We start from the raw sequence: 17,824 nt of genomic DNA, 5'->3' as shown, positions 1-17,824 counted from the left end.
TCATAATAGAAGTTGTAACTAGTGAAAGAAAAGAGGCAATGAAATGACTGAACGTTTAAAAGTAATGACAATTTTCGGGACACGTCCAGAAGCAATTAAAATGGCACCTCTTGTGTTAGAGTTGCAAAAACATCCAGAAAAAATTGAGTCGATTGTGACTGTAACAGCGCAACATCGTCAAATGTTAGACCAAGTATTAAGTATCTTTGGAATTACGCCAGATTTCGATTTGAATATTATGAAAGACCGCCAAACTTTAATTGATATTACAACGCGTGGTTTAGAAGGTTTGGATAAAGTAATGAAAGAAGCAAAGCCGGATATTGTACTTGTACATGGTGATACAACAACAACATTTATTGCAAGTTTAGCTGCTTTCTACAATCAAATTCCAGTAGGTCATGTTGAAGCAGGACTTCGTACATGGGATAAATATTCTCCATACCCAGAAGAGATGAATCGCCAATTAACAGGCGTCATGGCAGATCTTCATTTCTCACCTACAACAAAATCAGCAACGAACTTACAGAAAGAAAATAAAGATGAGTCACGCATTTTCATAACAGGAAATACAGCGATTGACGCACTAAAAACGACTGTAAAAGAAACATATAGTCATCCTGTACTAGAGAAACTTGGAAACGATCGTCTTGTACTTATGACAGCTCACCGCCGTGAAAACTTAGGAGAGCCAATGCGTAATATGTTCCGTGCAATTAAACGTCTTGTTGATAAGCATGAAGACGTACAAGTTGTGTATCCGGTTCATATGAACCCAGTTGTTCGTGAAACAGCGAATGATATTTTAGGCGATCATAGCCGCATTCATTTAATTGAGCCGCTAGATGTAATTGATTTCCACAATGTTGCAGCTCGTTCATACTTAATGTTAACTGATTCTGGTGGTGTACAAGAGGAAGCGCCGTCACTTGGTGTACCGGTTCTTGTTCTTCGTGATACAACAGAGCGCCCAGAAGGTATTGAAGCAGGTACATTGAAATTAGCTGGAACAGACGAAGAGACAATCTTTAGTCTTGCTGATGAGTTATTATCAGATAAAGAAGCTCATGATAAGATGTCAAAAGCATCTAATCCTTACGGTGATGGCCGTGCATCAGAGCGCATTGTTGAAGCGATTTTACAACACTTTAATAAGTAAATAAAAAAGAGCCAAATCATATGCGATTTGGCTCTTTTTGTTATTGCTGATTTCTCATAATCCACTCTGCATGAGCGTTTGTGGATGGAGGGGGCTCAGTTGGTGTTTTGTTCTGATTTTGGTTCTGATTCGTTTCTTTCTTCGCTTTTTCGTTAGAATTAGCATTTGAAGAAGGATTTGATTCAGTTTTTGTCGTTGAATTGTCTTGCGTGTTTGCTGTTTCTCCTAATTCTTTTTTAATTTCGTTACGTACCGTCTCTACACCGATTGGATCTGGAAGGAAGTAATAAATACCACCTATTTTTTTGTCTTCTCCTTCAAGCTTGAACGTTTGTATTGTAGAAGGATCAAACCCAGATAGTTTATTGTAAAGTGCAAGTCCGTCAGAAATAGGAATGTCAGTTTTTATATATTTTCCAACGACTGCTGTTAAATCTTTAATTTTAAATACGGTAGAGGCTGAATTTAGTTTTTGAGCAACAGCGGCTAGTAATTGTCTTTGTCTAGCGGCCCGACCATAATCGCCGTTTGGATCCTGCTTTCGCATACGTACGTATGCGAGTGCTTCTTCCCCATTTAAGTCTTGTTGTCCTTGCTTAAATTCGATTTTTTTGTAGTAATCCACGTCTGAACGCTCCCAAAAATCGAATGGGACATCAACAGTAACACCGCCAACAGCATCAACAATTCCTTTAAAGCCTTGGAAATCAATTTTAATATAATGGTCTACAGGAACTTTTAGAAAACCTTCGATAGTTTTGATTGCCATTTCTTCTCCGCCGTAAGCGTGCGCAGCGTTAATTTTGTCCTCTTTGTTCTTACCAACAATTGGAACGCGACTATCACGAGGGATACTCATAAGTGAAATCTTTTTAGTTTTAGGATTGACGGTCGCAAACATTAATGAATCTGTACGACCGTTTTGACCGTCCGTTGCATAATCTTCTATACCCATAATGAGGAGTGTAAAAGGCTCCTTTGTAATTTCTACATCTTCGGTTCTCAAGTCCGATTTTTGACGAGTAAAACCACTATACATCCCCATGAGAGAAGAGTAGGAATTTAATATATAAAGTCCTACACCACCAAATAAAAATACGAAAATAAGGAAGTAGAAAAACTTTCTTCTTCGTTTCTTTTTTATTCTGCTATTTTGGAGATGATAATAACGTTCTTCCATATATAATCTCCTTAGTTCATTTGTAGGAAAGTAATTTACTACATTAATCTTTAAAGGTGAGGATGTAGTTATTCTTAGATAACATCTTGTTCTAAGTACAACATATCTCCTTCTGTAATTGTACATTTCCCATTTGTTAACTCAATCATCCAATCTGTGAATGCTTGTTTTCCGTCTTCTTCTACATACGTATCAAATGTGACATTTTCGAGATAATGTATATCTTTAATGGCATATTTCGAATTACGTAATTCATTTTCAATTTTGCCAAGTAATGTGTAATCAATTTCGGTCTGCATAACACGCATTAGTTTTCGCTGAACAACACCGACATGATTAATGCCTTCGCTTGTACATTTTCCATATGCGCGAATTAATCCACCTGCGCCAAGTTTGATGCCACCAAAATAGCGTGTGACGACAACGACGGTATCTTTTAAACCGCGTTTTTTTAGTACCTCTAACATAGGTACGCCAGCTGTGCCGCTAGGTTCTCCATCATCATTTGCTTTTTGGATTTGATCTTGTTCGCCAATCAAATACGCAGAACAATTATGTGTGGCATTCCAATTTTGTTTTTTTATTTTTTGTATAAATTCTTGAGCTTCTGCTTCGGTTGTAGCTCTGCTAACGTAACAAATAAATCTTGATTTTTGAATGACAATTTCGTGCTCACCGTAGTCTTTGATTGTTAAATATTGTAATAACACTCGTATACGCCCCTATCTACCAAAATGACTAGTACTTTACATTTTAAAAGCGAGCGTTTTTATATTCAAACATTTTTTATAAATAAGTTGAAATTTTTGGTGAGTATTTCACCTTTTTGTTGTAATTTGTCGAGATGGTAAGTGTTATTTCAAATTGGCATTTTCATGTATGGATGCACCATTTTTAGTTTTCGTGTAAACTTAGGGAATAAAAACTTTTTTATAAGGCAGGTACGCAAATGAAAACAGCTATTGTTACTGATAGTACAGCATATATACCGAAGCATATTCGTGATGAACTCAATATATATATGATTCCATTAAACGTTGTGTTTGGAACGGAATCTTATCAAGAAGAAGCTGAAATTTCAGTAGATGATTTCTATGTAAAAGTACGTGAGCAAGAAGAACTTCCGAAAACTTCTCAGCCAGCAATCGGAAAGTTTGTTGAGTTATTTGAAGAACTATCTAAGGATTATGATGCGGTTATTAGCATTCATCTTTCAAGTGGGATTAGTGGTACATATCAAACGGCAACGACAGCCGGGCAAATGGTAGAGGGTATTGATGTATATACGTACGACTCTGAAATTAGTTGTGAAGTACAAGGATTCTATGTACGTGAAGGGGCAAAATTAGCAAGCGAAGGAAAAGATCCGAAAGAGATCGTTGCCCGTTTTGATGAAATGAAGAAAACGATGGACGCTTATTTTGTAGTGGATGATTTACATCATTTACAACGTGGAGGACGATTAAATAGTGCACAAGCTTTCATTGGTAGTTTGTTACAAGTGAAGCCCGTTTTATATTTTAGAGATAAAATCATTATTCCATTTGAAAAGATTCGTACACGTAAAAAAGCGTTAAAACGAATTGTTGAAATTTTTGATGAGCAAGCAAGTCAAGGTGTACCTATGGAAGCAGTTATCATTCATGCACAACGTGAAGAGGAAGCGAATGAATGGAAGGCAGAATTAGAAGCAAAATATCCTCATGTTACAATCCGCACAGGTTATTTCGGTGCTGTAATCGGTACGCATTTAGGTGAAGGTGCACTAGGACTTGGATGGTATACGAAGTAATAAGATATAAAAAGCTCTCTTTTTGAAGAGGGTTTTTTTACGGATATTTTACGTGTAGTTGACAAGTTAATATTTGGAAATGGTAAAATGTACGTAAAATAAAATAATGAGGAAAGTTTTATAACTTACTTTTTACAAGAAACTATATTATAATAGAAGAGAGGTGAAACATATGGAGCATAATTCTTGTTTATGTCCAAAGTTTGAGTCAGCTTTTACTTTGCTTAGTAAAAAATGGACTGGCTTAATTATTAAATCTTTGCTTGAAGAGTCAAAACGTTTTAGAGAAATCGCAGATATTATACCGAATATGAGCGATCGTATGTTATCAGAGCGTTTAAAGGAATTGGAAAGTGAAGGCATTGTAGTTCGTAATGTTTATCCAGAAGTACCAGTTCGAATCGAGTACGGCTTAACTGAAAAAGGGAAAGCATTAGAAAGTGTTATGGATGAAGTCCAAAATTGGGCTGAGAAATGGATGAAATAACGTTTTAATTTCATTCGTATTAGTGTATGTAACAAAACGTAAGGGAAACCTTGCGTTTTTTCTTTGCTTATAAAAAGCTTTTAAAATTCTACACATATATACAAAAATATGCATATTTTGCGATAGAGTTACATATAATATTACATTTGTTTTACAATAGCGTAACATTAGCAAAAAAAATCCCGAAATATGGTATAAATTTTATAGGTTATATACGGAAAAAAGACAAAAGAAAGCGGTGTAAAAAATAAAATGAAAAAGCTAAAAATGGCATCTTGCGCATTAGTTGCAGGGTTAATGTTTTCAGGACTAACACCAAATGTATTTGCAGAAGATAAAATTTCTGACGTGAAATCACAAATTAATACACAAAATGACACTTTACATAAACAACAACAAGAACGTGATGTATTACAAAAGCAAATGAATGACTTAAACAAAACAATTCAAGGTTTGGATAAATCTGTTCAAGAGAATGCTTCAAAACTTGATGAAACAACGAAAAAAGTTGCGGATACTGAGCAATTAATCGAAAATAAAAATAAAGATATTGCAGAACTACAAACGAAAATTGCAAAACGTGAAGAGTTATTAAGAAAACGTTTAGTTGCACTTCAAGAGCAACCAAACACGAACGTTGTAACAGAAGTTCTTGTAAACTCTAAAAACGTTGCAGATTTAGTTGATCGTTTAACTTCTGTTTCTAAAATTCTTGAGTCTGACGAAGATATCATGAAAACACAACAAGAAGACCAAGCGAACGTGAAAAAAGATGTTGAAACGGTAAAAACAAAGCAAAAAGAACTAAAAGAAGCACAAGCTCAAATTGAAACTGCTAAGAAAGAACTTGACGCTGAAAAAGCGAAAAAAGCAACAGCAGTAAACGATTTAAGTGGTAAAATGGATACAGTTGTAACTTCAATGACAAGTACGGAAAGTCAATTGAAAGATCTTGAAAAACAAGCATTACAATTACAACGTATTGCTGAACAAGAAGCACAAGAGAAAGCGGCACAAGAAGCTGCTGATCAAAAACAAGCGGAACAAGCTGCTAAAGATGCGCAAGCACAGCCAGCACAAGCACCTGCTCAGCAAGCTGCACCAGCAAACAACGGTGGACAAGCTCAAAAAGAAGAGCCTAAAAAGGAAGAACCTAAAAAAGAAGAGCCTAAAAAAGAAGCACCTAAGCAAGAAACGAAAAAACCAGAGCCAGCACCAACTCCAAATGCGGGTGGCGTAATTGGTAAAGCACAAGGTTACTTAGGCTTACCATATGTTTGGGGAAGTGCATCTCCATCAAACGGTGGTTTTGACTGTAGTGGATTCATTTCTTACATCTATGGTGTAGGGCGTCAAGACGTTGCAGGTTACTGGAATTCAGTTTCTCGAGTAAGTAGCCCACAACCTGGAGATTTAGTATTCTTCCAAGGTACTTATAAACCAGGTCCATCTCACATCGGTATTTACGTTGGTAATGGCCAAATGATTCATGCTGGTGATAAAGGGATTGCTTACGCTAGCTTAAGCAGTAGTTACAACCAAAAACATTTCTTAGGTTACGGAAGATTATAGGATTATAATTTAATAAAAAAACGTGTATAAAGTCGATAGCTTACTATTTTATAAGTAGGTTATCGACTTTTTTGAGTTTTTACGAGATTATGAGAAAGGTTTATAGTAGTGCTGGAGGTGGTTGCTGATGTTAGCAGGGAAACAGTTACTATTAGAGGAACTCTCTTCAGATTTACGGGATACATTACAAGATTTGAAAAAGAAGAGGGAGGTCGTATGTGTACAAGGTGTAAAAAAGAAAGCTTCTAAATATATGTGTCAGCGCTGCGGAAATATAGAGCAGCGACTATTTGCGTCATTTTTATGTAAAAGGTGCAGTAAAGTATGTACGTATTGCCGGAAGTGTATAACGATGGGGAGAGTTAGTGAATGTGCTGTACTCGTTCGTGGGATCGCTGAAAGAAAAGGAGAAAAAGGTTTAAATTCGTTACAGTGGAACGGGGTCTTGTCTACTGGTCAGGAGTTGGCGGCGCAAGGTGTTATAGAAGCTATTAAGAAGAAAGACTCTTTTTTTATTTGGGCTGTGTGCGGGGCTGGAAAAACTGAAATGCTATTTTACGGTATTGCAGAGGCACTTCAAAAAGGAGAAAGAGTTTGTATCGCAACACCAAGAACAGATGTTGTACTAGAATTAGCGCCGAGATTACAAAAAGTGTTTCCAAATGTAAATGTAGCGTCCTTATACAGAGGAAGTGAAGATAGGGACAAAGATGCAGCGTTAGTCGTTGCAACGACTCATCAACTGTTACGTTACTATAGAGCGTTTCATGTCATGGTTGTAGATGAGATAGATGCCTTCCCGTATTATGCGGATCAAATGTTACAGTATGCAGTGCAACAAGCGATGAAAGAGAAAGCGGCGCGTATTTATTTAACGGCAACTCCCGATGAAAAGTGGAAACATAATTTCAGAAGTGGTAAACAAAAAGGTATCATTGTCTCTGGACGATACCATCGTCATCCGTTATCAGTTCCTTTATTTTGCTGGTGCGGAAATTGGAAGAAAAGTCTCCACCATAAAAGAATTCCTCGAGTGTTACTACAATGGTTAAAAATGTACGTAAGCAAAAAGTATCCCATTTTTTTATTTGTTCCTCATGTGCGATATATAGAAGAATTGAGCCTGATATTGAAAACGTTGGATCCTAGAATCGATGGTGTACATGCAGAAGATCCGATGAGAAAAGAAAAAGTAGCAGCTTTCAGAAAGGGAGAAATTCCGTTATTAGTTACAACGACAATTTTAGAGAGAGGAGTAACTGTGAAGAATTTACAAGTTGCGGTGTTAGGGGCGGAAGAAGAAATCTTTTCAGAAAGTGCGCTCGTACAAATTGCCGGCCGAGCAGGTCGTAGTTTTGAAGAACCTTATGGCGAGGTCGTTTATTTTCATTGCGGTAAGACAGAGGCGATGGTACGTGCGAAAAGGCATATTCAAAGTATGAACAAAAAGGCGAAAGAACAAGGATTAATCGATTAATGCATTGTCTACTTTGCGATGAGTATATGTTGGAAACAGTTAGTTGGTACACCTTCTTTGTAAAGTCTCACAAAAAATATATATGTGATAGGTGTGAGCGGAAACCTTCCTATATTATAGGAGAGATTTGCATGGAGTGTGGGCGACCTTTAGAGGACTTGACTTCCGAATATAAAGAAAATGATATTTGTGTGGATTGCATAAGGTGGATAAAAGAGGAGAAGTATCGTCCTTTTAAAAATCGTTCTTTGCACGTGTACGATGATGAGATGAAAGAAATATTAGCACAGTTTAAGTTTCGGGGAGATGCGGAGTTAGTTCATATTTTTTATCGATCCTTTCGGGAGCTGTTTCAAAAGCATTTTACGAGTATTTCAAGTGTTATTGCTGTTCCGCTTAGTAGGGAACGGGAATATGAACGTGGTTTTAATCAGGCAGAGTTATTAGCAGCTTGTTTGCCTGTCAAAATTTCTTATCCCTCATTAAGAAGAAGGGAAACAGAAAAGCAAAGTAAGAAGACACGTAAAGAAAGGCTTTCGGGAAGTAATCCTTTTTATTTTCAGGGAGAAGAGATGTTTCATGATCAACATATTTTACTCGTTGATGATGTATATACGACAGGAATTACAGTTAGACAAATTGGAAGTCTTTTATACGATAGAGGAGCAAAGGAAGTTTCTAGTTTGACGCTCTGTAGAAGTTGATCTGTAACTGTCGAAAGGGATAATAAAAAGACGATAAGTCTTCTTTGACTTCGTAAGTTGTCATTCGTTATAGTCAAAGTATGGGGCGAATGCCCTGATTTTTAGAGTGAAGGGAATGGAATGAACATGCAAGGAAGAGTGAAATGGTTCAATGCAGAAAAGGGATTTGGGTTTATTGAGCGTGAAGATGGTGATGATGTGTTTGTTCATTTTTCTGCTATTCAACAAGATGGATATAAGTCATTAGAAGAAGGGCAACAAGTTGAGTTTGACATTGTAGATGGAGCACGTGGGCCACAAGCAGCTAATGTTGTAAAACTGTAGGAATATTGTTTTTGGGTAGAGAAAGCTGCGTTTGTGGCAACGTTATATATATGTAGTAGAACCTCCTGTTTTTTGCAAGAGGTTTTTGTTATGAATCAAGTTGTCAAAAAGTTGTTTCTTTTCTGTAACGAATTGTCCACAGTTATATTCGTTATTCACGATGTTAATAGGATAAAATAAAGATAGAAACGATGCATCTTTTCATTTCAACAAAAAACGATAAAAAAATCGCAATTCCACTAATTTTTTTAAAAAAGTTAGAAGGAGTTTTTAAGCCAATGTCGAAATTATAGTACATAGGCTTGAAAGGAGGAATTCATCTATGAAATTCAACATTCGTGGTGAAAATATTGAAGTAACTCCAGCATTAAAGGAATATGTAGAGAAAAAACTAAGTAAGTTAGAGCGTTATTTTGATACATTCCCAGAGATTAAAGTTAATTTAAAAGTATACTCTGACAAGCAACGTGTCGAGGTAACAATTCCATTTACTGATTTATTACTTCGTGCAGAAGAAACTAATAGCGATATGTACGCTGCTATCGATTTAGTAGTTGATAAACTTGAGCGACAAATTCGTAAACATAAAACAAAGGTAAATCGTAAGTTACGTGAGAAAGGTTCTGTGAAAACGAACTTTATCCTTCCAGAAGCAGTAGCTGTTCTGGATGCGGTAGAAGAGGATGAATTAGAACTTGTACGTACAAAACGATTTGATTTAAAACCGATGGACGTTGAAGAAGCGATCCTACAAATGGATATGCTAGGGCATAATTTCTTCGTCTTCACAAATGCTGATACAAATGAAACTAATGTTGTATATGGCCGTAAAGATGGGAAATATGGTTTAATCGAAACTAAATAATAATTCAAAAGCGCAGCCGAAATGGCTGCGCTTTTTTTGCTGAAAATAGATTTTTTTTAAAAGTTTTCTTAATTTAGAACGAGACATTCGGCTGATTGTTGTCATAGTTATAAGACAAGTGTTACAATTATCATTAGGTATATACATTTTAGTTTTTTTAATTAGGAGAAAAATTGGCATAACATACATTTGATTTTTATAACGACTGATTGTAATAGAAAAAGAAAAAACAATCGGAAGTTTTATTTTAATAAAAAAGAGGAGCGTATTTCCTATGATCGGTATTTTAAAAAAGGTATTTGATGTAAATCAACGCCAAATTAAACGTATGCAGAAGACAGTTGAGCAAATTGATGCATTAGAATCATCCATTAAGCCACTAACAGATGAACAATTAAAAGGAAAGACGCTTGAATTTAAAGAACGTCTGACAAAAGGTGAAACAGTAGATGATCTACTTCCTGAAGCTTTTGCAGTTGTTCGCGAAGCTGCGACTCGTGTTCTTGGAATGCGTCCGTACGGCGTACAGTTAATGGGTGGTATTGCCTTACATGAAGGGAATATCTCTGAGATGAAAACGGGTGAAGGTAAAACGTTAACATCTACATTACCTGTATATTTAAATGCTTTAACAGGAAAAGGTGTTCACGTTGTTACGGTCAATGAATACTTAGCACAACGTGATGCGAGCGAAATGGGACAACTTCATGAGTTCCTTGGCTTAACAGTAGGAATTAACTTAAACAGTATGTCACGCGAAGAGAAACAAGAGGCTTATGCTGCTGATATTACGTATAGCACAAATAATGAGCTTGGATTCGATTACTTACGTGACAACATGGTTTTATATAGAGAACAGTGCGTTCAGCGTCCACTTCATTTTGCTATTATCGATGAAGTTGATTCTATTTTAGTCGATGAAGCACGTACGCCGCTTATTATTTCGGGACAAGCTCAAAAATCAACAGAGCTATACATGTTTGCAAATGCATTCGTTCGTACATTAGAAAATGAAAAAGAGTATTCATTTGATGTGAAAACGAAAAATGTAATGCTAACTGAAGATGGTATTACGAAAGCAGAGAAAGCTTTCCATATTGAAAACTTATTCGATTTAAAACATGTCGCACTTCTTCACCATATTAATCAGGCGCTTCGTGCACACGTTGTTATGCACCTTGATACAGATTATGTTGTACAAGAAGGCGAAATCGTAATTGTAGACCAATTCACTGGTCGTCTTATGAAAGGTCGTCGCTATAGCGAAGGTTTGCACCAAGCTATTGAAGCAAAAGAAGGCGTAGAAATTCAAAATGAAAGTATGACACTCGCAACAATTACGTTCCAGAACTATTTCCGTATGTATGAAAAGTTATCTGGTATGACTGGTACAGCGAAAACGGAAGAAGAAGAATTCCGTAGTATTTACAATATGAATGTTATCGTAATTCCAACGAACAAAGATATTATTCGTGATGACCGTGCTGATTTAATCTTCAAATCAATGGAAGGCAAATTCAATGCAGTTGTTGAGGATATTGTAAATCGTCATAAACAAGGGCAACCTATTCTTGTCGGTACAGTTGCAATTGAAACGTCAGAGCTTATTTCAAAAATGTTAACACGTAAAGGTGTACGCCATAACATTTTAAACGCGAAAAACCATGCGCGTGAAGCAGATATCATTGCAGAAGCTGGTATGAAAGGTGCTGTAACGATTGCGACGAATATGGCTGGTCGTGGTACGGATATTAAGCTTGGAGACGATATTAAAAACGTTGGTCTAGCAGTTATCGGTACAGAGCGTCACGAAAGCCGTCGTATTGATAATCAGTTACGTGGTCGTGCTGGTCGTCAAGGGGACCCTGGTGTAACACAGTTCTACTTGTCTATGGAAGATGAGCTAATGCGCCGCTTCGGTTCTGATAATATGAAAGCGATGATGGATCGTCTTGGTATGGATGATTCACAGCCGATTGAAAGTAAAATGGTTTCTCGTGCGGTAGAATCTGCACAAAAACGTGTAGAAGGAAATAACTATGATGCACGTAAGCAGTTACTGCAGTACGATGATGTACTTCGTCAGCAACGTGAAGTTATTTACAAACAGCGTCAAGAAGTAATGGATTCTGAGAACTTACGCAGTATTATTGAAGGTATGATGAAATCTACAGTAGAACGTGCTGTTGCGCTTCATACACAAGAGGAAATTGAAGAAGATTGGAACATTAAAGGTCTTGTTGACTACTTAAATACAAACCTTCTGCAAGAAGGCGATATAAAAGAAGAAGAGTTACGTCGTCTTGCTCCAGAGGAAATGAGCGAGCCAATTATCGCGAAATTAATAGAGCGTTACAACGACAAAGAAAAGCTTCTGCCAGAAGAGCAAATGCGTGAGTTTGAAAAAGTTGTTGTATTCCGTGTAGTAGATACGAAATGGACAGAGCATATCGATGCGATGGATCACCTTCGTGAAGGTATTCATTTACGTGCTTACGGTCAAATTGATCCACTTCGTGAGTATCAAATGGAAGGATTCGCAATGTTCGAATCGATGATTGCTTCTATTGAAGAGGAAATCTCTCGTTACATTATGAAAGCTGAAATTGAACAAAACTTAGAGCGTCAAGAAGTTGTTCAAGGTGAAGCTGTTCATCCATCTAGCGATGGCGAAGAAGCGAAGAAAAAACCAGTTGTAAAAGGTGACCAAGTAGGCCGCAACGATTTATGTAAATGTGGTAGCGGTAAAAAATATAAAAACTGCTGTGGTATCGGGAAGTAATACAGGGCGGTAGCCCAAACTGCTTTGCAAACTTTTACATCAAAAATGTATAATTAAGAAAGATTAAACTCTCTCCGTCATAAGTGGAGAGAGTTTCCCTTGTTTTCATACGAAAGTAAAAGCAATTACATAGAGGTGAAGGAAATGGAATTAGTAGAAATTAGACAAGAATTAGAGAAAATGGCTAAGAGATTAGCGGCTTTTAGGGGGTCTCTTTGACCTTCCTACTAAGGAAAAACAAATTGCAGAGTTAGAAGAGAAAATGATGGGCGCGGGATTTTGGGATGATCAACAAGGCGCACAAACTGTAATTAATGAAGCAAATGCACTAAAAGATATGGTTGGAAAGTTCCGTCAGTTAGATGAGACATTCGAAAATTTAGAAATCACGCATGAGCTTTTAAAAGAAGAGTATGATGAAGATTTACATGAGGAGCTTGAATCAGAAGTGAGAGGCTTAATTCAAGAAATGAATGAGTATGAGCTTCAGTTACTACTAAGCGATCCTTATGATAAAAATAACGCTATTTTAGAATTACACCCAGGTGCTGGTGGAACAGAGTCACAAGACTGGGGTTCTATGCTATTACGTATGTACACACGTTGGGCTGAAAAACGTGGGTTTAAAGTAGAAACGGTTGACTACTTACCAGGTGATGAAGCTGGTATTAAGAGTGTTACTTTATTAATTAAAGGTCATAACGCTTACGGTTATTTAAAGGCAGAGAAAGGTGTACATCGTCTTGTACGTATTTCGCCATTCGATTCTTCAGGCCGTCGTCATACATCGTTCGTATCTTGTGAAGTTGTACCTGAGTTCAATGATGAAGTTGAAATCGAAATACGTTCAGAAGACTTAAAAGTTGATACGTACCGTGCAAGTGGTGCAGGTGGACAGCATATTAATACGACAGACTCAGCAGTTCGTATTACACATACACCAACAAACACAGTTGTAACATGTCAGTCAGAGCGTTCACAAATTAAAAACCGTGAGCACGCGATGAAGATGTTAAAAGCAAAATTGTATCAAAAGAAATTAGAAGAGCAACAAGCGGAGTTAGATGAAATTCGCGGTGAACAAAAAGAAATCGGATGGGGTAGCCAAATTCGTTCTTACGTATTCCACCCGTATTCTCTTGTGAAAGACCACCGTACAAATACAGAGGTTGGTAACGTACAAGCAGTTATGGATGGAGAAATTGATCCATTTATTGATGCTTACTTACGTTCTCGCATCTAATAAGCGAAAAAAAGCCAACAAAGTTGTCGGCGTATGCTGAGGATAATCGAGGATATAAAGAATTTGATTTTATTTCTATAGATGAAGTAAAGAGGAAGAGAAGTTGGAAACGACAACTTCTCTTTTTGATGAGATTATATGTAGCATACAATGTTGTATATTGTATTGTAAAAAGTAGAGAATAGTAAAACAGAGCGGCAATAGAGTAAGACTTGAACAGAACTTTTCTGATTTTCTGTTCAACAAGAATTCTTTATAGAAGTTTTTACGTTGTTCACAGAATTGAAACAACTTATGAAAGCTCTATATTATCAGGGTTTTTACTGTGTTTTTGAAAAATATGAAATATACCTTAGTTTTTCTATATAAAGATAATGCTTATAATGAAAATGAGTGTGTTAGGAATGAAAAGAATATCAACAATGGGGAGCGATAGAAGTGAAAAAGAAATTGTTGGCTATTGCGTTAGGAACATCAGTCGTTTTTGCTTTAGGAGCATGTGGAAATAAAGAAGAGAGTAAGCCTTCGAAACAATCTGCAAGCACAGATAGCGCAGAGCAAATTTACCAAAAAAGTTGTATAGGCTGTCACGCGAAAGATTTATCGGGAGCAACTGGACCGGATTTACGAAAAGTGGGACAGAAATATGATGCAGCAGAGATTGAAAAGATTATTGAAAAAGGTCGCGGTTCCATGTCACCAGGAATTATTCAAGGTGAGGATGCGAAAAAAGTAGCTGAGTGGTTAGCTGAACATAAATAAAAAGGGTGAACTGGACGAGTTGGTTATATAATCTTATCCCAAAATGATTTTGGGTAAGAACTATGACAACTCGTTTCTTTTTCTGGAGTGTAACATAACTGTAACAAAAATGTATCCGAACTGGAAACCGTTTGATGTTACAATGGGGTTTGTAGAATTTTGCTGAAATATATTACATAGAGTAGCGCTGCTAATAAAAAGCATGAATGGAAGCTACCTTCAACAAGAGTGGTTAAGTGAGAATAAAGTTTTTATTTTCAGATGTACAGAAAAGTATTTCGAAAAAAATCATTAAGTATTGGGTGATAAATAATGATAAAAATGACGAATGTTTATAAGGAGTACCCGAATGGTATGAAAGCCATTGCTGGTCTTACAGTTAACATTAAACAAGGTGAGTTTGTATACGTAGTTGGACCGAGTGGAGCCGGGAAATCTACATTTATTAAAATGATGTATCGTGAAGAGAAGCCATCTACAGGATCAATTAATGTAAATGGTCTTACTATCGAGTCGTTAGCAGAAAGAGACGTTCCATATTTCCGTCGTCAATTAGGCGTAATTTTCCAAGACTTTAAATTACTACCTAAATTAACGGTATATGAGAATGTTGCGTTTGCCTTAGAAGTAATTGAAGAAGAGCCAGATGCAATTCGTGAGCGTGTAACAGAAGTGTTAGGTCTTGTAGGTCTTGAAGATCGTGCAGACGCACTTCCAGGCGAACTTTCAGGCGGGGAGCAGCAACGTGTTGCGATTGCGAGAGCAATTGTTAATAGACCAAAGGTTGTAATTGCCGATGAGCCAACAGGTAACTTAGATATTGAAACAGCTCTTGATATTATGAAGATTTTTACGCGTATTAACGAGCGTGGTACAACGATTGTTATGGCGACGCATAACTCAGATATCGTAAATACAATCCGCCATCGTGTAATCGCGATTGAAGGCGGAAAAATTGTTCGAGATGAGATTGAGGGAGGATACGGATATGAAGGCTAAGACCCTTAGTCGACATTTGCGAGAAGGTGTAAAGAATCTATCACGTAATGGATGGATGACATTTGCTTCTGTTAGTGCAGTAACAGTTACATTATTACTTGTAGGTGTCTTTTTAACAGCGATTATGAATATGAACCATTTTGCGACGAAAGTAGAGCAAGATGTAGAAATTCGTGTACACATTGATCCAGCAGCAAAAGAAGCTGATCAAAAGAAATTAGAAGATGATATGAGTAAGATTGCGAAAGTAGAATCTATTAAATATTCTTCTAAAGAAGAAGAGCTAAAACGCTTAATTAAAAGCTTAGGTGATAGCGGAAAAACGTTTGAGTTATTTGAACAAGATAACCCACTTAAAAACGTATTTATTGTAAAAGCAAAAGAACCAACAGATACAGCGACAATCGCGAAAAAGATTGAGAAAATGCAGTTTGTAAGTAATGTTCAATATGGTAAAGGCCAAGTTGAAAAATTATTTGATACTGTAAAAACAGGACGTAATATCGGGATTGCGTTAATTGCAGGTCTTTTATTCACAGCAATGTTCTTAATCTCTAATACAATTAAAATTACAATTTATGCTCGTAGTACAGAAATCGAAATTATGAAACTGGTAGGTGCGACAAACTGGTTTATTCGTTGGCCGTTCTTATTAGAGGGATTATTCCTAGGAGTATTAGGATCAATTATTCCAATTGGCTTAATTCTAGTTACGTATAATTCACTGCAAAGTGTGTTTAACGAAAAACTTGGCGGAACAATTTTCGAACTTCTACCATACAGTCCTTTCGTATTCCAATTAGCTGGTTTACTAGTGTTAATCGGGGCTTTAATCGGTATGTGGGGAAGTGTAATGTCAATTCGTCGCTTCTTAAAAGTATAAAAAGTTGCAAACATAATTCGTACAAGCTTATCATATAGTAGAAATAGGTAAAGGCATCACACACTGTGTGATGCCTTTTGCTACACCACCTGTGTGTTTTGGAAAGGGGAATTCCGCATTGAAACGTAGAGTTGCAATTATTGGAATGGTTGTTGCATTTTTAATTGGTGCTGGCGGAATGTTTGCAGGTATGTCTTTATTTGGGGTTAACCCATCAGAAGTAACGCAAACAATTTCGAGTGGAAACGCTAGCACCGTGCAAGGGAATTTGGCAAAAATTAATGAGGCGTATGCACTAATTGATTCACGTTATGTGGAAGACGTGAAGGATGACAAGTTAGTCGAAGGTGCAATACAAGGCATGTTGTCTACGCTGAAGGACCCTTATTCCACGTATATGGATAAAGAAACGGCTAAACAGTTTAGTGAATCACTTGATCCTGAGCTAGAGGGGATCGGGGCTGAGGTGAACAAAACCGACGGTAAGCTTATTATCGTATCTCCAATTAAAGGTTCACCGGCAGAAAAGATTGGAATTAAACCGAATGACCAAATTTTATCTGTAGATGGAAATAGTGTGAAAGATTTATCACGTGAAGAAGCAGTATTAAAGATTCGTGGTAAAAAAGGAACGACTGTCGCGATTGAAATTAAGCGTGCAGGAGTAGCTGATCCGATTGTATTTAAAATTAAGCGTGAAAAAATTCCAATCTTCACAGTGTTTAGTTCTGTGAAACAAGATAGTGGAAAAGATATCGGTTATATGCAAATCACTTCTTTTGCTGAAAATACGGCGAAAGAATTTAAGGATCAGTTAAAAGAGTTAGAGAAGAAAAATATCAAAGGCTTAGTTATTGATGTGCGTGGTAATCCTGGTGGCTACTTAAATAGTGTAGAAGAGATACTAGGGGAAATTATGACGGATAAAAAGCCGATGCTACAAGTAGAGCAACGAAATGGTGAGAAAAAGAAATTCTCTACGGAACTGAAAGAGAAAAAGCCATATCCAATTTCAGTATTAATTGATAACGGAAGTGCTTCTGCTTCAGAGATTTTAGCGGGTGCGCTAAAAGAGGGAGAAGGATACGATTTAATTGGTGAAAAAACGTTTGGTAAAGGTACTGTTCAGCAAGCCGTTCCATTTAAAGATGGCAGCAACATTAAATTAACGATGTTTAAATGGTTAACACCGGATGGGAACTGGATTCATAAAAAAGGAATCGCGCCAACAGTAGAAGTGAAGCAACCGGATTATTATCATGCGACACCAATTCAAATTGAAAAAACACTTTCATACAATTCAAATGATGTGCAAGTAAAACATGCGCAAGAAATGCTTAAGAGTTTAGGATATGTACCGGGGCGTGAAGATGGATACTTTAGTAAAGAGACAGAATCAGCGCTGAAAGCATTCCAAAATGCGAATAAGATGGAAGCGACAGGACAGTTGGATAAAAAGACAGCTGAGGCGATTCAAACTAAAATTATTGAAAAAATCCGTTCTGGAGAAAATGATTTACAATTACAGTCAGCATTAAAATTAATGGCGAAATAAAAAGAAATACAGGCAGTTTGCTGCCTGTATTTTTTTGTGT

The 17,824-nt window shown here is 36.8% G+C and carries 15 protein-coding genes and 1 pseudogene; 14 read left to right on the top strand and 2 right to left on the bottom strand.

Annotation, left to right across the window (positions count from 1 at the left end; genetic code table 11):
- Nucleotides 1-43 precede the first annotated feature (43 nt).
- Nucleotides 44-1,159 (top strand): non-hydrolyzing UDP-N-acetylglucosamine 2-epimerase, encoded by a 1,116-nt coding sequence (gene wecB, locus QCI41_RS16510; RefSeq protein WP_215562387.1) that lies wholly within the window; start codon nucleotides 44-46, stop codon nucleotides 1,157-1,159.
- Nucleotides 1,160-1,199: 40 nt separating this feature from the next.
- On the opposite strand, the gene QCI41_RS16505 is transcribed toward wecB, so the two are convergent.
- Nucleotides 1,200-2,339 (bottom strand): LCP family protein, encoded by a 1,140-nt coding sequence (locus tag QCI41_RS16505; protein WP_097857064.1) that lies wholly within the window; start codon nucleotides 2,337-2,339, stop codon nucleotides 1,200-1,202.
- A gap of 74 nt (nucleotides 2,340-2,413) precedes the next feature.
- Nucleotides 2,414-3,049, bottom strand: a complete 636-nt coding sequence (locus QCI41_RS16500; RefSeq protein ID WP_000926678.1) for a YigZ family protein — start codon at nucleotides 3,047-3,049, stop codon at nucleotides 2,414-2,416.
- A gap of 239 nt (nucleotides 3,050-3,288) precedes the next feature.
- On the opposite strand from QCI41_RS16500, the gene QCI41_RS16495 reads away from it, so the two are divergent.
- The 13 genes and pseudogenes from QCI41_RS16495 (at nucleotide 3,289) to QCI41_RS16435 (ending at nucleotide 17,784) form a co-directional block, all read left to right on the top strand.
- Nucleotides 3,289-4,131 (top strand): DegV family protein, encoded by an 843-nt coding sequence (locus tag QCI41_RS16495; RefSeq protein WP_000844775.1) that lies wholly within the window; start codon nucleotides 3,289-3,291, stop codon nucleotides 4,129-4,131.
- A 172-nt stretch (nucleotides 4,132-4,303) separates the two neighbouring features.
- On the top strand, nucleotides 4,304-4,618 hold the full coding sequence (locus tag QCI41_RS16490) for a winged helix-turn-helix transcriptional regulator (RefSeq protein WP_000400858.1): 315 nt from the start codon (nucleotides 4,304-4,306) through the stop codon (nucleotides 4,616-4,618).
- Between the two features lie 146 nt (nucleotides 4,619-4,764).
- Nucleotides 4,765-6,190: pseudogene (locus QCI41_RS16485) on the top strand (C40 family peptidase).
- 127 nt (nucleotides 6,191-6,317) lie between these two features.
- Nucleotides 6,318-7,667 carry an ATP-dependent helicase ComFA gene (gene comFA, locus QCI41_RS16480; RefSeq protein ID WP_353837085.1) on the top strand — a complete coding sequence of 450 codons (1,350 nt, stop codon included), beginning with the start codon at nucleotides 6,318-6,320 and terminating at the stop codon, nucleotides 7,665-7,667.
- The gene (locus QCI41_RS16475; RefSeq protein ID WP_353837086.1) at nucleotides 7,667-8,371 is read left to right on the top strand and encodes a ComFC family protein; all 705 of its coding nucleotides are present in this window, start codon (nucleotides 7,667-7,669) and stop codon (nucleotides 8,369-8,371) included. The genes comFA and QCI41_RS16475 overlap by 1 nt, the downstream gene beginning before the upstream one ends.
- 126 nt (nucleotides 8,372-8,497) lie before the next feature.
- Complete coding sequence (gene cspC, locus QCI41_RS16470) at nucleotides 8,498-8,695, top strand: cold shock protein CspC (protein WP_001990088.1); 198 nt, start codon at nucleotides 8,498-8,500, stop codon at nucleotides 8,693-8,695.
- A 322-nt stretch (nucleotides 8,696-9,017) separates the two neighbouring features.
- Nucleotides 9,018-9,560 (top strand): ribosome hibernation-promoting factor, HPF/YfiA family, encoded by a 543-nt coding sequence (hpf, locus tag QCI41_RS16465; RefSeq protein ID WP_000671193.1) that lies wholly within the window; start codon nucleotides 9,018-9,020, stop codon nucleotides 9,558-9,560.
- Nucleotides 9,561-9,834: 274 nt separating this feature from the next.
- Nucleotides 9,835-12,342 (top strand): preprotein translocase subunit SecA, encoded by a 2,508-nt coding sequence (secA, locus tag QCI41_RS16460; protein ID WP_000579393.1) that lies wholly within the window; start codon nucleotides 9,835-9,837, stop codon nucleotides 12,340-12,342.
- Nucleotides 12,343-12,486: 144 nt separating this feature from the next.
- Nucleotides 12,487-13,585, top strand: a protein-coding gene (gene prfB / locus QCI41_RS16455) for a peptide chain release factor 2 (protein ID WP_353837087.1) whose coding sequence is annotated in 2 segments (ribosomal slippage) — nucleotides 12,487-12,558 and nucleotides 12,560-13,585 — 1,098 coding nt in all. Because the reading frame shifts where the segments join, the coding sequence is not laid out codon by codon here.
- 438 nt (nucleotides 13,586-14,023) lie between these two features.
- Nucleotides 14,024-14,347: a cytochrome c551 gene (gene cccB / locus QCI41_RS16450; protein WP_000727965.1), complete on the top strand. Its 324-nt coding sequence runs from the start codon at nucleotides 14,024-14,026 to the stop codon at nucleotides 14,345-14,347.
- Nucleotides 14,348-14,659: 312 nt separating this feature from the next.
- Nucleotides 14,660-15,346 (top strand): cell division ATP-binding protein FtsE, encoded by a 687-nt coding sequence (gene ftsE, locus QCI41_RS16445; protein ID WP_353837088.1) that lies wholly within the window; start codon nucleotides 14,660-14,662, stop codon nucleotides 15,344-15,346.
- A complete protein-coding gene (gene ftsX, locus QCI41_RS16440) occupies nucleotides 15,336-16,229 on the top strand; it encodes a permease-like cell division protein FtsX (RefSeq protein WP_000645020.1) in 894 nt (297 codons plus the stop codon). Before ftsE ends, ftsX begins: the two co-directional genes overlap by 11 nt.
- 118 nt (nucleotides 16,230-16,347) lie before the next feature.
- Nucleotides 16,348-17,784: a S41 family peptidase gene (locus tag QCI41_RS16435; RefSeq protein ID WP_483299047.1), complete on the top strand. Its 1,437-nt coding sequence runs from the start codon at nucleotides 16,348-16,350 to the stop codon at nucleotides 17,782-17,784.
- Nucleotides 17,785-17,824: the final 40 nt, after the last annotated feature.

The sequence above is a fragment of the Bacillus cereus group sp. MG4 genome (genome assembly GCF_040460055.1).
In the GTDB taxonomy this organism is placed as follows: Bacteria; Bacillota; Bacilli; order Bacillales; family Bacillaceae_G; genus Bacillus_A; species Bacillus_A wiedmannii.
The sequence above is the reverse complement of the archived record's forward strand: the minus strand, read 5'-3'. Positions and strand labels throughout refer to the sequence as shown.